Raw genomic sequence first — 12,444 nt, 5'->3', positions numbered from 1 at the left:
GCGTGCCGGCTCGGGAAAGTCGAGCCCTGGGTGGGAATGGGAGGTATCGGGAATCCGCCTGCCACAGCGTCGAACTCGGCAACGGGCACACCAGGCGGCACGTTCCGCTCCTGCGCACGCCTGCGCACCATCAGCAGCAGTGAACCCAGGACGGCCACCGCGAAGATCATCGACACGACGAACGTGACCAGCGGTACGTCGTAACGATCGGCCCCGAGTACCCGCACCGTCGCGATCACCATCACCCAGATCAGGGCAACAGGAATGAGAATCTTCCAGCCGAAGCTCATGAACTGGTCGTAGCGCAGCCTCGGCAGCGTCGAACGCAGCCAGATGAACACGAACAGGAACACCCAGACCTTGAGGGTGAACCACAGCACCGGCCACCACCCCGAATTGGCACCGCTCCACAGACTCAACGGAATCGGAGCCTGCCAGCCGCCGAGGAACAGCGTGGTCGCGAGCGCCGAGACAGTGACCATGTTGATGTACTCGGCGAGCATGAACATGGCGAAACGCAGAGACGAGTACTCGGTGTGGAATCCGCCCACCAACTCACCCTCAGCCTCGGGCAGATCGAACGGAGCGCGGTTGGTCTCGCCGACCATCGCCGTCACGTACACCAGGAACGACGGCAGAAGCAGGAAGATGTACCAGGTGTTCTGTTGCGCAGCAACGATTCCGGAAGTCGACATGGTCCCGGCGTACAGGAAGACCGCCGCGAACGACAGGCCCATCGCGACCTCGTAGGAAATCACCTGCGCCGTCGAACGCAGCGCACCGAGCAGCGGATAGGTCGAACCCGACGCCCACCCCGCCAACACGATCCCGTACACACCCACCGACGTGACCGCGAGAATGTAAAGAACACCCACCGGCAGGTCGGTCATCTGCAGCGGCGTCGTCGTACCGAACACCGACACCTCGGGACCGAACGGAATCACGGCGAAGGCCATGAACGCAGGAACCACCGAAATGATCGGAGCCAGAACGTAGATCGGCTTGTCGACGCCGGTCGGAGTGATCCCCTCCTTCAACGCCAGCTTGATCCCGTCCATCAGCGACTGCAACAGACCCCACGGGCCCACCCGGTTGGGCCCCACCCGCATCTGCATCCACGCCATGATCTTGCGTTCGGCGTAGATCGCGACCAGCGGCGTCAACACCAGGAAGACGAAGACCGCCAGGGCTTTACCGACAACCAACCACCACGGATCGTTGCCGAACATCGACAGATCGGTCGGCGCGGCCACGTTCATGACTGCCCACCTTGGAGTCGTTCCGCAGGCTCCACTCCCCCACCTCGGGGTCGTTCCGCAGAACCATGCCGAATACTCACCACTGCGCCCGATTGCACCCCCAGCGAGCGATACACCGTCGAACCGGGCGAGTTCATCGGTATCCACACCACGGTGTCGGGCAGATCGGTGATCGTCAGCGGCAACGTGATCGAGCCACGGTCCGTCGCAACACTCACCAGATCGCCGGTCTCGGCTCCGATGGCCGAGGCCGTTGCCGCCGACAGCCGAACGGTAGGTGCGCGACCGGTCGCGGCGAGATTGTCCTCCCCGTCCTGCATTCGTCCCGCATCGATGAGCATCCGCCACGTGGCCAGAATCGCCTGTCCCGGACCGAGGGTCGGAACGTCCGCGCGGGGTGCCACCCGGGCCACCGCGGTGCGCGGGCCGTTCCACACACCGAGGCGAGCCAACTCGGCGCGTACCGCTGCCGCGTCGGGCACGGCCAGTTCGACGCCCATCTGCGCGGCGATGGCGTCGAGGATGCGTTGATCCGGCATCACCGCGCCTGCACCGAGTGCAGTGTCGAACGTACGGGGTCGGCCTTCCCAGTCGACGAAAGTTCCCGACTTGTCGACCACCGGTGCCACTGGAAACACCACGTCGGCCCGCTCGGTGACCGCGCTGTGGCGCAGTTCGAGGCTCACCACGAACGCCGATCGGTCCAATGCGTCGAGTGCCTCCCGGGGGTCCGGCAGATCGTCGAGATCGATTCCCGCCGTGACCAGAGCGCGATCCGGTCCTGTGTCGGCCAGGATCGCTGCGGTGTCGCGGCCCACCTCCGCCGGCAACTCGGGCACTCCCCAGACCGCGGCCACCTCGGCGCGCGCAGCCGCATCGGCAACAGGACGCCCGCCGGGCAGGACGTTCGGCAGCGCCCCTGCGTCGAGCGCACCGCGTTCGCCGGCGCGTCGAGGAATCCAGGCCAGACTCGCGCCGGTGTCGTCCGCCAGTTTCGATGCCGCCGCCAGACCACCGGGAACGCAGCCGAGCCGCTCGCCCACGAGGACGATCGCACCGGGCTCCCGGAGGAGGTGTGCAATCGATTCGGTGCCTCGATCGCCGACGTGCAACGCATCGAGCCAGCCCGGCTCCTCGCCGGGAATCGACTGCAGCAGGACGCCGTCCAGCTTGCGTAGGCCCCGGGTGGAGAACGGCGCGATCGATGCCACCACCACTGCGCTCGCGCGGTGCGCCTTACGTAGCCTCAGGAACACCAGGGGTGACTCTTCCTCGGGCTCGAAGCCGACCAGTAGCACCACGGGGGCATTCTCGAGATCGGAGTAGGTGACCCCCAACCCGGTCGCCGCGATACGACCGGCCAGGAAACTTGCTTCCTCGGCGCTGTGATCCCGATTGCGGAAGTCGATGTCGTTGGTGGCCAGAACTTTTCGGGCGAACTTGGCATAGGCGTAGGAGTCTTCGAGAGTCGATCGTCCGCCCACGAGTACCGCGGCACGTCCGACCGACCCGGCCAATCCCGTTGCCGCAGCCGCCAATGCAGCCGACCACGACGTTTCGATCAACTCCCCGGATTCGTCGCGGATCATCGGCGAGGTGATGCGGTCGGGTTCGGTGGCGTACTTGAATGCCCACCGGCCCTTGTCGCAGTTCCATTCCTCGTTGACCTGGGGATCGTCACCGGCCAGCCGTCGCAGGACCTTGCCGCGTCGATGGTCCGTGCGTTGAGCACAGCCCCCTGCGCAGTGCTCGCACACGCTCGGCGACGAGGTGAGGTCGTACGGGCGCGCCCGGAACCGATACTCGGTGTTGGTCAGCGCACCCACCGGACAGATCTGCACGGTGTTGCCCGAGAAGTAGGAGTCGAACGGCTCGTCGCCGAAGATCCCCACCTGTTGAATCGCACCACGTTCGAGTAGCTCGATGGACGGATCGCCGGCCACTTGAGCTGCGAAGCGAGTGCATCGCGCGCACAGGACGCACCGTTCGCGGTCCAGCAACACCTCGGCCGACAGCGGAATCGGCTTGGGGTACGTGCGTTTGGTCTCGACGAACCTGGACTCGGCCCGGCCCGCAGCCATCGCCTGGTTCTGCAGTGGACACTCACCGCCCTTGTCACACACCGGGCAATCGAGCGGATGGTTGATCAGCAGCAGCTCCATGACGCCCCGTTGCGCCTTCTCCGCCGACTCCGATGTCACTTGGGTGCGCACGATCATGCCCTCGGCCACTGTCGTGGTGCAGGACGCCAACGGCTTGCGCTGCCCTTCGACGTCGACCAGGCATTGCCGGCACGCCCCCACCGGATCGAGCAGCGGGTGATCGCAGAAGCGCGGAATCTGCACGCCCATCAGCTCGGCGGCGCGAATCACCAACGTACCCTTGGGAACACTGATCTCGTGGTCGTCGATGGTCAGTGTCACCATTTCGACTGGAGTGACCGACTGGTCGGGGGCAGGAGTGGAGCCTGCGGAACGACCGTGTGCTGCTGCCGTCATGACGTCAGCTCCTCTGCCATCAGGGTCGATCGGTGTGGATCGAATGGGCATGCCTGTTCGGTGACGTGTCGGATGTATTCGTCGCGGAAGTACTTCAGCGAGGACACGATCGGGCTTGCGGCTCCGTCTCCCAACGCGCAGAACGATTTTCCGGCGATTCCGTCCGCGATGTCGAGCAGTGTCGTGAGGTCGGCTTCGGTACCGGTTCCGCCGTCGAGGCGGCGCAGTATCTGCACCAGCCAGTAGGTTCCTTCTCGGCACGGCGTGCATTTGCCGCAGGATTCGTGTGCGTAGAACTCCGTCCATCGCAACACTGCTCGCACGACGCAGGTCGTGTCGTCGAAGATCTGCAAGGCCTTGGTACCCAACATCGATCCGGCGGCACCGACGCCCTCGTAGTCGAGCGGCACGTCCAGGTGTTCGCCGGTGAACATCGGTGTCGACGATCCTCCCGGTGTCCAGAACTTGAGCTCGTGACCGGGCCGGATACCGCCCGCGTAGTCCAGCAGTTCCCGCAGGGTGATGCCCAGCGGGGCCTCGTACTGGCCGGGCCGACACACGTGGCCGGAGATCGAGTACAGGGTGAACCCGGGTGACTTCTCGCTTCCCATCGATCGGAACCATTCGATGCCCTTGCGCAGGATCACCGGGACGCTGGCGATTGATTCGACGTTGTTGACCACCGTCGGCCGCGCGTACAGGCCCGCCACCGCGGGGAACGGTGGACGCAGTCGGGGTTGACCTCGTCGCCCCTCGAGCGAGTCGAGCAGCGCCGTCTCCTCGCCGCAGATGTAGGCCCCGGCCCCGGCATGGATCACCAGCTCGAGGTCGAACCCCGATCCGAGGAGGTTCTTGCCCAGGTAGCCGGCGGCGTAGGCCTCGGCAACTGCGGCCTGCAGTCTGCGCAGCACCGGTACCACTTCGCCGCGAACGTAGACGAATGCGTGCGATGCACGTATTGCGTAGGCCGCGATGATGATTCCTTCGATCAACGTGTGCGGGCTCGCCATCATCAAGGGCATGTCCTTGCAGGTGCCCGGCTCCGACTCGTCGGCGTTGACCACCAGATAGTGAGCTTTCCCGTCACCCTGTGGAATGAAGCTCCACTTCGTTCCGGTGGGGAATCCCGCACCGCCACGGCCGCGCAGGCCGGAGTCCTTGACGAACGCGATGAGATCGTCGGGGTCCATGGCGAGGGCCTTCTCGAGCCCCCGATAGCCGTCGTGACTGCGGTAGGTGTCGAGTGTCCACGAGTCCTTTTCGCCCCAGAACTCGCTCAGCACCGGCGTCAGGGCCATGTCATTTCCCCTTCGTCGGTGGATCGGTTTCGGTGGTGTTCGGCTGCGGTGGAACGGTCGCCGAAGGAGCCGGAGCCGGTTTTTCGCGCACCGTTTCCGCCACTGCTTCGGCACCGAGATCGGGATGATCGTCCGAAGAGCGGGTGACGGCCCGGGGCGCCGTCATCGAGTGCTCACGGGCGTACCGCAGACCCGCGAGACTGGCTTCGCCTGCGCTGCCGGAGGATTCGAGTGCACCCGGCCGATCGTCGGCGAACCCGGCAAGAATTCGCTCGGTCTCGCGGAACGTGCACAGCGGAGCGCCGCGGGTCGGGGTCACCTGCGCACCGGATCGAAGCGCATCGACCAGTTCCCGTGCCGACGCCGGAGTTCTGTTGTCGAAGAACTCCCAGTTGACCATCATCACCGGTGCGAAGTCGCACGCGGCGTTGCACTCGATGTGCTCGAGGGTGATCGCACCGTCGGCGGTGGTCTCGCCGTGGTCGATATCGAGGTGATCCCGCAGCGCGTCCATGATGGCGTCGCCGCCCATGACGGCGCACAGGGTGTTGGTGCACACTCCGACGCGATAGTTTCCGGTGGGCTCGCGGCGGTACATCGAGTAGAAGGTCGCGACCGCGGTGACCTCTGCTCCGGTGAGATCGAGTACGTCCGAACAGAATTCGATTCCGGCCGGCGTGAGATATCCGTCCTCGGATTGCACCAGGTGCAGCAGCGGTAGCAACGCCGATCGGGCCTGGGGATAACGACTCAGGATGATCTCGGCGTCGGCGCGCAGGCGAGCACGCACGTCGGCGGGATAGGACGCACGGGCGTCGGGGCCGACCAGCTGGACTGCTTCCTCGGGGCGAGCTCCGAGTTGGACGAGCACCGGCTCCGAGCGTGGCGTGGTCATCGGTCCACTCCGCCCATCACCGGATCGATACTGGCGACGGCAGCGATGACATCGGAGATCATGCCGCCCTCGCACATCGCGGCAACCGCCTGCAGGTTGGTGAACGAGGGGTCTCTGAAATGCACTCGGTACGGCCGAGTTCCACCGTCACTGACGATGTGCACACCCAGTTCGCCTCGCGGCGATTCCACCGTGGACAGCACTTGGCCCGCCGGCACACGCATGCCCTCGGTCACCAATTTGAAGTGGTGGATCAACGACTCCATCGAGGTGTCCATGATGGTGCGCACGTGGTCCTGAGAATTGCCGAGACCATCGGGTCCGGAGACGAGTTCGGCCGGCCAGGCGATCTTCTTGTCGTCGATGACCACCGGTCCGGGCCGAAGACGATCGAGAGTCTGCTCGACGATCTTGAGCGATTCCTTCATCTCTTCGACGCGAATCAGATAGCGCCCGTAACAGTCGCTTCCGGTGTCGGTGACGACATCGAACTCGTACTTCTCGTACCCGCAGTAGGGGTCGGACCGGCGCAGATCGTAGGGAAGTCCGGTCGATCGGAGCACCGGCCCGGTGACGCCGAGGGCCATGCATCCGGTGAGGTCCAGGTAGCCGACGTTCTCGGTTCTGGCCTTCCAGATCGGGTTGTCGTTGAGCATGAGTTCGAGATCGCGTAGCCGTCCGGGAAGAACCCGCAGCAACTCGCGGACCTTGTCGATCGCATCGGCGGGCAGGTCCTGAGACAAGCCGCCGGGACGGATGTAGGCGTGGTTCATTCGAAGTCCGGTGATGGCCTCGAAGACGTCGAGAATCAGTTCACGTTCCCGGAAGCCGAACAGCATCGCCGTCACGGCACCCAATTCCATTCCACCCGTGGCCAATGCCACGAGGTGCGACGAGATCCGATTGAGCTCCATCAGCATCACCCGGATCACCGTCGCGCGCTCGGGAATGTCGTCGGTGATGTCGAGCAGCTTCTCCACCCCGAGGCAGTACGCGGTCTCGTTGAAGAAGGGCGAGAGATAGTCCATCCGAGTGACGAACGTGACGCCCTGAGTCCAGTTGCGATACTCGAGATTCTTCTCGATACCGGTGTGCAGGTAGCCGATTCCACACCGGGCCTCGGTGACGGTCTCGCCTTCGATCTCGAGAATCAACCGCAGCACACCATGGGTGGACGGGTGTTGCGGACCCATGTTGACCACGATGCGTTCCGTGGTCGACCCGCGCGCAAGTTCGACCACGTCGTCCCAGTCCTGGCCCGACACTGCATAGATTGTTTCGTCCGTTGCGCTCATCAGTTGTACGACCTGCGCTCGTTGGGAGGCGCGACCCGAGCGCCCTTGTACTCGATGGGAATTCCGCCCAGGGGATAGTCCTTGCGTTGCGGGTGCCCGACCCAGTCGTCCGGCATCTCGATCCGCGTCAGTGCGGGATGACCGTCGAACACGATGCCGAAGAAGTCGTAGACCTCGCGTTCGTGCCAATCGTTGGTCGGATAGACCGCGCAGAGCGACGGTGTGTGCGGATCCGCATCGGGTACAGCGACTTCGAGTCGCAGGCGGCGTCCGTGGGTGATGGACACCAGATGGTAGACCGCGCGCAGTTCCCGGCCGACCTGATCCGGGTAATGCACACCCGATGCCCCCGTGCACAATTCGAATCTCAGTTCCTCGTCGTCACGGAGAGCGCGGGCGACGGCGGGCACGTGTTCTCGCGAGAGATGCAGCGTCAGTTCGTCGCGAAAGATCACGGCACGCTCGACGGCGTCCTCGAAGGGTACGGCCGCGTCACCGGTGTCGAGGACCGCGGCCAATCGATCGACCACGGCGTCGAAGTAGCTGCCGTAGGGCCGGACAGCCGTGTCCACCGATGCCACCGGCGGCTGCAACCGGCCGTAGCCGGAGGTGTCACCGCTCCCCCGGACGCCGAACATCCCGCGGGGCCCGTCCGCCGTCATCGCAGCAGCCCCTTCAGATCGATGGTCGGGGTGGACGCCAACGCCGCAGCCTCGGCGGCCGCGCGCACCTGCTCGCGATTGACACCCAGCGGCATCTGCTGAATCTTTTTGTGCAGCTCCAAGATTGCGTTGAGCAGCATCTCGGGTCGGGGCGGACAACCGGGTAGGTAAATGTCGACGGGAACGATGTGGTCGACACCCTGCACCACCGCATAGTTGTTGAACATTCCGCCCGAGGACGCGCAGACGCCCATGGCCAGAACCCATTTCGGTTCCGCCATCTGGTCGTACACCTGCCGCAGCACAGGTGCCATCTTTTGGCTGACGCGGCCGGCCACGATCATCAGGTCCGCTTGGCGCGGAGACGCACGGAACGCTTCCATGCCGAATCGTGCGAGATCGAACCGACCGGAGGTGGTGGCCATCATCTCGATCGCGCAGCACGCGAGACCGAAGGTCGCGGGCCACAACGAGCCCTTACGGGCATATCCGGCCAACCCCTCTACGGTGGTCAGCAGAAATCCGCTGGGTAGCTTCTCTTCGAGTCCCATCGATCACACTCTTTTCGCATCCGTTCGAGGTGAGAACCGTGCATCGTGCCGTCGCCGATCAGTGGTTGGACGTCAGTCCCATCCGAGTCCGCCTCGCCGCCACTCGTAGACGTAGGCCACCGACACGTTGACGACGAACAGTGCCATGGCAACCAGTCCGAACGCGCCCAGCACATCGAGATGGACGGCCCACGGATACAGGAAGACGATCTCGATGTCGAAGATGATGAACAGCATCGCGGTCAGGTAGAACTTCACCGGAAATCGTTGTCCCGTCGGCGCATGCATCGTGGGCTCGATGCCGCACTCGTACGCGTCGAACTTCGCTCGGTTGTACCGCGCGGGTCCCACCATGGTGCCGACCATCACCGAGAACACCGCGAACACGACCGCAATGGCACCGAGAACGAGGATCGGAACGTAGGCGTTCATCCCGGCATCTGCTCCCTCGATCGACTACCGCGCCGGCGCGTAGTAAATGCGACGGCCGTACCAATGTGACCTGAACCACACAGTATGGGTTCGGTGTCGATCTCGCGGGATTTCGAGGAGTCCAGTTTTCGTAAAGCGTTGACGCGCATGGATCACCCGAATTCGTCCGCCCCATGCAGTGTGACTCAGATCACTTGTCAGCCCCATGCGATCCGCACCGACGAAAACGACAAACCTCCCGACGATCTCGGCCGGCCGAACCAGGCTGCCGACATGGAACAGGAGAAATGATGAAATCGATTTCCGTCTCGGCGCTCGCCGCCGAGGGACTGGGAACTGCCCTGCTCGTGATCTTCGGCGTCGGCACCGCCGTGATCGCGGGCGACACCGTCGGAACCCCGGGCATCGCCCTGGCATTCGGCCTCACGCTGCTCGCGCTGGTCTATGCGATCGGACCGATCTCGGGATGCCACATCAACCCGGCTGTGACGATCGGAGCCCTGATCGCTCGCGCCATCACCCCGATCAAGGCTGTGTTCTACATCGTCGCTCAGGCCGTCGGTGCACTGATCGGCGCGCTGATCGTACTGTTCGTCGCGTCCGGCCGTCCCGGATACGACATGGCGTCGGACGGTCTGGGCACCAATGGATTCGGCAGCGCCTCGCCTGGAGGGTACGGGCTGGCGTCGGTCGCGGTGTTCGAGACGGTCGCGACCGGCCTGCTCGTCCTCGTCGTTCTGGCCACCACGGCCCCCACCGTTCACCCCGTCGTGGCGGCCGGCATTCCGATCGGCCTGACCCTGACTGTGGTTCACCTGCTGGGCATCGGAATCGACTCGACGTCGGTCAACCCTGCTCGGTCCCTCGGCCCGGCCCTCCTCGCCGGCGGACCTGCCCTGTCCCAGCTATGGGTGTTCGTGGTGTTCCCCGTACTCGGAGCTGTCGTCGCCGGCGTGATCCATCGGTTCGTGCTGACGGTGCCCGCATCGGAGAAAACGGTCTGATCTAGCGCGATCGAGAGACCCGGGCACCGACGCGTACCGAGTGCTGCTTCAGCAGATCGACCACCGCTCGTCCCAGCCGGATCGGATCCAGCGGGTGTGGAACGGCAGCCTCGGCGCGCGACCACTCGGCCAACCACGAATCGTCCGGACGTCCGATGAGCACCAACACCGGTGGGCAGTCGAGGATCTCGTCCTTCAACTGCTTCGCCAGACCCAGACCGCCGACAGGCGAGGACTCGCCGTCGAGAATCGCCAACGCGACATCGCCTGCATCCATGTGCTCGATGACGACGGCTGCCGTGGCGATGTCGACGTACTCGATGTCACCGAGTGCGGGATCCGGTCGAGTTCCGACGGCAGACCGCACCTGGGCGCGGGTCGCGGCATTGCTGCTGTACACGAGCACGCGGACACGACCGGATGGACTCGCTCCCGCTGTGGCGTCGGACACATCGCGATGCTACCGCGCGGTCCCCGGCAAACGGATCGAAACAGCCACGGCCGACAGGTATTCGACGTTGCTGTGCCGGTCAGTTCTCGACGGTGACGACGACCGCGGCCGGTTCTTCGGTGGTTGTCACCGTGAACACGGGTCGATCGGCCGCAACTCCGATGAAAGCCTGCGAGATTCCGCCGGGATCAGCCTGGAAATCGACCGAGGCGATCGCAGACTCCGCACCACCTCGCACCCGTTCCGGCCCGGCATACGAAGAGAAGGTGTCGTCGACGTACCCGACAGGTCCCGAACCCGTGACCGTGGTGTCGTTCGTGTCGGCCGAGACCTCGTCGACCGGGCCGCTGCCCCCTGCGCCGGCACAGCCCGCGGCCGAACCGAGCATCAGTGATCCGACGGCCGAGAGCGCGACCGGAGCCCTGCGGTGGCCGTCGTACATCGCCTCACCGTACTGAAGAAACCGATCGGTTCGGTAGTGCTGCGTCGACGCGATTCGGTCACGATTGCACCGACCTCCGATCCTGCTAGCGTCAGAGGGTATGGACCCGAAGAGCTATTCGTCCGGTGAGCGTGTGTTCGGTCCGCCCAACGGGACTTTCGACGCGGATTGGGCTGCGACCGCACTGCGATCGAACCGTCCCGAGTTGGACCACCCCACCTCGGTGCGCCTGGTGGAACAAGCCTGGGACCTACTCCGAACGCAAGGGCTGCGCGGAGAACGTCTCGCCACTGCGCTGGACCTCGAGCCCGGTCTTGCTGCTGCCGTGTCCGCGGTCGCCACCGAGACCGCCGAGCTGTACCTGGACCCCCGGTAGCTCCAGGTCTCAGCTCGGACCGAACTGCTCCCACGCGAACCCGGCCACGAGCACCGCTGTACCGCCGATTTCGGCGACGATCAAAGACATCATGAACAGGTGCGTCCCCGGGACGGGATCGACGAACTGGTTCTCGGTGTCTCGCCGAAATCCGTGGACGGTGTAGCTCGCGACGGCTGCGACGAAGAACACCAGCACCACCGACGCGGCGATCAGATCCACCGTGACCGACCAGGCGCTGAACTGCGCCAGCACTGCGAGCACCAGGGCTGCGAACGAGTACATCAATGCTGCCCGATGGGCGATGTCGACATAACGATGCGCAGTGCCATCCGGCGACGTCGACATCTGGTGATACTTGATCACCCCCAATGCCAATGCCCACAGCAGCAGGAGACCGGCCACGAGGACGATCACCTTGGTGTCCAGGTCCAGCTGCATGTCTTCCTCCCCCACTCGATCCCGCGCCGAAGGTATCACCGGCACCGGAGTTGATACCGTTCCGCAATGCCGGCCGACCCCGTACTGTCCCAGAACGCATTCGGGCTCCGCTTCGACTGGGGTCTGTGCGGTGCCGACGCCATCGTCGACGGCGCAGACGTCGCCGTCGTCGTGGACGTCCTGTCCTTCACCACCACTCTCACGGTTGCTGTGGACGCGGGCATCGACGTCATCCCCAGTCGGTGGCGCGGCGACCGGGCCACGCAGTTGGCCGAGCAGTTCGACGCGGTGCTCGCAGTGGGGCGGTCGGCCGCCTCACCGGGCCGGATCAGCTTGTGCCCGGCGACCGTACGGGCCGTGCCTGCTCCGGCACGGCTGGTCCTGCCGTCACCGAACGGATCCACCATCGCCCACGAGCTCGCGAGCACGGCCCCGCTGTGCCTGGGAGCGTCGCTCAGAAACGTATCGGCCGTAGCGCAGTGGATACGTGCCAGGAACCCAAACGCAGTGACAGCGGTCATAGCGAGCGGTGAAAAGTGGCCGGACGGATCCCTCCGGCCTGCCGTCGAGGACCTGTGGGGTGCCGGTGCAGTCATCGCTGCCCTCGTCGACGCCGGAGCTGCCGATGTCTCCCCGGAGGCGCGCGCAGCTGCGTCCGCGTGGCGAGCCGTGGAGCGAGACGTGGGCTCGGAGCTGCGGCAATGCGGCTCCGGTCGTGAATTGGCCGGGATGGGGCACCCGGAAGACGTGGACATCGCAGCCGAGGTCGATTCGAGTTCGAGCGTTCCGATTCTGCGCGACGGCGTATTCGTCGACGCGACTCGGGCATGAGTCGACCGG

General features: G+C 64.9%; 14 protein-coding genes and 1 pseudogene. 4 read left to right on the top strand and 11 right to left on the bottom strand.

Features of this window, described 5'->3' with window-relative positions:
* Positions 1 to 26 precede the first annotated feature (26 nt).
* The 8 genes and pseudogenes from nuoH to R4P47_RS05445 form a co-directional block, all read right to left on the bottom strand.
* Positions 27 to 1,259: pseudogene (gene nuoH, locus R4P47_RS05480) on the bottom strand (NADH-quinone oxidoreductase subunit NuoH); the annotation flags it as partial.
* Positions 1,256 to 3,757 (bottom strand): NADH-quinone oxidoreductase subunit G, encoded by a 2,502-nt coding sequence (locus tag R4P47_RS05475; RefSeq protein ID WP_317784220.1) that lies wholly within the window; start codon positions 3,755 to 3,757, stop codon positions 1,256 to 1,258. The gene R4P47_RS05475 and the pseudogene nuoH, both read right to left, overlap by 4 nt.
* Positions 3,754 to 5,055 (bottom strand): NADH-quinone oxidoreductase subunit NuoF, encoded by a 1,302-nt coding sequence (gene nuoF, locus R4P47_RS05470; RefSeq protein WP_317784219.1) that lies wholly within the window; start codon positions 5,053 to 5,055, stop codon positions 3,754 to 3,756. Before nuoF ends, R4P47_RS05475 begins: the two co-directional genes overlap by 4 nt.
* Before the next feature lies 1 nt (position 5,056).
* Positions 5,057 to 5,950 carry an NADH-quinone oxidoreductase subunit NuoE gene (nuoE, locus tag R4P47_RS05465; protein ID WP_317784218.1) on the bottom strand — a complete coding sequence of 298 codons (894 nt, stop codon included), beginning with the start codon at positions 5,948 to 5,950 and terminating at the stop codon, positions 5,057 to 5,059.
* A complete protein-coding gene (nuoD, locus tag R4P47_RS05460; RefSeq protein WP_317784217.1) occupies positions 5,947 to 7,245 on the bottom strand; it encodes an NADH dehydrogenase (quinone) subunit D in 1,299 nt (432 codons plus the stop codon). Before nuoD ends, nuoE begins: the two co-directional genes overlap by 4 nt.
* Positions 7,245 to 7,907, bottom strand: a complete 663-nt coding sequence (locus R4P47_RS05455; RefSeq protein WP_149405947.1) for an NADH-quinone oxidoreductase subunit C — start codon at positions 7,905 to 7,907, stop codon at positions 7,245 to 7,247. Before R4P47_RS05455 ends, nuoD begins: the two co-directional genes overlap by 1 nt.
* Positions 7,904 to 8,458: a NuoB/complex I 20 kDa subunit family protein gene (locus tag R4P47_RS05450; protein WP_068050739.1), complete on the bottom strand. Its 555-nt coding sequence runs from the start codon at positions 8,456 to 8,458 to the stop codon at positions 7,904 to 7,906. The genes R4P47_RS05455 and R4P47_RS05450 overlap by 4 nt, the downstream gene beginning before the upstream one ends.
* A 72-nt stretch (positions 8,459 to 8,530) precedes the next feature.
* On the bottom strand, positions 8,531 to 8,890 hold the full coding sequence (locus R4P47_RS05445) for an NADH-quinone oxidoreductase subunit A (RefSeq protein WP_032397854.1): 360 nt from the start codon (positions 8,888 to 8,890) through the stop codon (positions 8,531 to 8,533).
* Between the two features lie 93 nt (positions 8,891 to 8,983).
* On the opposite strand from R4P47_RS05445, the gene R4P47_RS05440 reads away from it, so the two are divergent.
* Together R4P47_RS05440 and R4P47_RS05435 are read left to right on the top strand one after the other, a co-directional pair.
* Positions 8,984 to 9,181 (top strand): hypothetical protein, encoded by a 198-nt coding sequence (locus R4P47_RS05440; RefSeq protein WP_317784216.1) that lies wholly within the window; start codon positions 8,984 to 8,986, stop codon positions 9,179 to 9,181.
* Positions 9,181 to 9,894: an aquaporin gene (locus R4P47_RS05435; RefSeq protein WP_317784215.1), complete on the top strand. Its 714-nt coding sequence runs from the start codon at positions 9,181 to 9,183 to the stop codon at positions 9,892 to 9,894. The genes R4P47_RS05440 and R4P47_RS05435 overlap by 1 nt, the downstream gene beginning before the upstream one ends.
* Position 9,895: 1 nt before the next feature.
* Here the strand turns inward: R4P47_RS05435 and R4P47_RS05430 are convergent, their stop codons facing one another.
* Both R4P47_RS05430 and R4P47_RS05425 read right to left on the bottom strand, forming a co-directional pair.
* Entirely contained in the window at positions 9,896 to 10,345 is a 450-nt protein-coding gene (locus tag R4P47_RS05430; RefSeq protein ID WP_317784214.1) for a hypothetical protein, read from the bottom strand.
* Between the two features lie 79 nt (positions 10,346 to 10,424).
* A complete protein-coding gene (locus tag R4P47_RS05425) occupies positions 10,425 to 10,787 on the bottom strand; it encodes a hypothetical protein (protein ID WP_317784213.1) in 363 nt (120 codons plus the stop codon).
* A gap of 100 nt (positions 10,788 to 10,887) precedes the next feature.
* On the opposite strand from R4P47_RS05425, the gene R4P47_RS05420 reads away from it, so the two are divergent.
* Positions 10,888 to 11,163, top strand: coding sequence for a hypothetical protein (locus R4P47_RS05420; RefSeq protein ID WP_068050747.1), 276 nt, complete (start codon positions 10,888 to 10,890; stop codon positions 11,161 to 11,163).
* Positions 11,164 to 11,172: 9 nt separating this feature from the next.
* Here R4P47_RS05420 and R4P47_RS05415 read toward each other — a convergent pair whose 3' ends face one another.
* Positions 11,173 to 11,604: a hypothetical protein gene (locus R4P47_RS05415; RefSeq protein WP_317784212.1), complete on the bottom strand. Its 432-nt coding sequence runs from the start codon at positions 11,602 to 11,604 to the stop codon at positions 11,173 to 11,175.
* A gap of 66 nt (positions 11,605 to 11,670) precedes the next feature.
* On the opposite strand from R4P47_RS05415, the gene R4P47_RS05410 reads away from it, so the two are divergent.
* A complete protein-coding gene (locus R4P47_RS05410; protein WP_317784211.1) occupies positions 11,671 to 12,435 on the top strand; it encodes a 2-phosphosulfolactate phosphatase in 765 nt (254 codons plus the stop codon).
* Positions 12,436 to 12,444 lie beyond the last annotated feature (9 nt).

The organism is Rhodococcus sp. IEGM 1370, from assembly GCF_033142325.1.
Taxonomy (GTDB): Bacteria; Actinomycetota; Actinomycetes; order Mycobacteriales; family Mycobacteriaceae; genus Rhodococcoides.
Note: the sequence above shows the minus strand (reverse complement) of the source record. Positions and strands in the feature narration are given on the sequence as shown.

Bases quoted from the DNA above. Each gene is read 5' to 3' on its own strand.
- R4P47_RS05425 (WP_317784213.1), bottom strand. From the start codon at position 10,787: ATGTACGACGGCCACCGCAGGGCTCCGGTCGCGCTCTCGGCCGTCGGA.
- R4P47_RS05475 (WP_317784220.1), bottom strand. From the start codon at position 3,757: ATGACGGCAGCAGCACACGGTCGTTCCGCAGGCTCCACTCCTGCCCCC.
- R4P47_RS05435 (WP_317784215.1), top strand. From the start codon at position 9,181: ATGAAATCGATTTCCGTCTCGGCGCTCGCCGCCGAGGGACTGGGAACT.
- R4P47_RS05450 (WP_068050739.1), bottom strand. From the start codon at position 8,458: ATGGGACTCGAAGAGAAGCTACCCAGCGGATTTCTGCTGACCACCGTA.
- R4P47_RS05420 (WP_068050747.1), top strand. From the start codon at position 10,888: ATGGACCCGAAGAGCTATTCGTCCGGTGAGCGTGTGTTCGGTCCGCCC.
- R4P47_RS05415 (WP_317784212.1), bottom strand. From the start codon at position 11,604: ATGCAGCTGGACCTGGACACCAAGGTGATCGTCCTCGTGGCCGGTCTC.
- R4P47_RS05455 (WP_149405947.1), bottom strand. From the start codon at position 7,907: ATGACGGCGGACGGGCCCCGCGGGATGTTCGGCGTCCGGGGGAGCGGT.
- nuoD (WP_317784217.1), bottom strand. From the start codon at position 7,245: ATGAGCGCAACGGACGAAACAATCTATGCAGTGTCGGGCCAGGACTGG.
- R4P47_RS05445 (WP_032397854.1), bottom strand. From the start codon at position 8,890: ATGAACGCCTACGTTCCGATCCTCGTTCTCGGTGCCATTGCGGTCGTG.
- R4P47_RS05410 (WP_317784211.1), top strand. From the start codon at position 11,671: ATGCCGGCCGACCCCGTACTGTCCCAGAACGCATTCGGGCTCCGCTTC.
- nuoF (WP_317784219.1), bottom strand. From the start codon at position 5,055: ATGGCCCTGACGCCGGTGCTGAGCGAGTTCTGGGGCGAAAAGGACTCG.
- nuoE (WP_317784218.1), bottom strand. From the start codon at position 5,950: ATGACCACGCCACGCTCGGAGCCGGTGCTCGTCCAACTCGGAGCTCGC.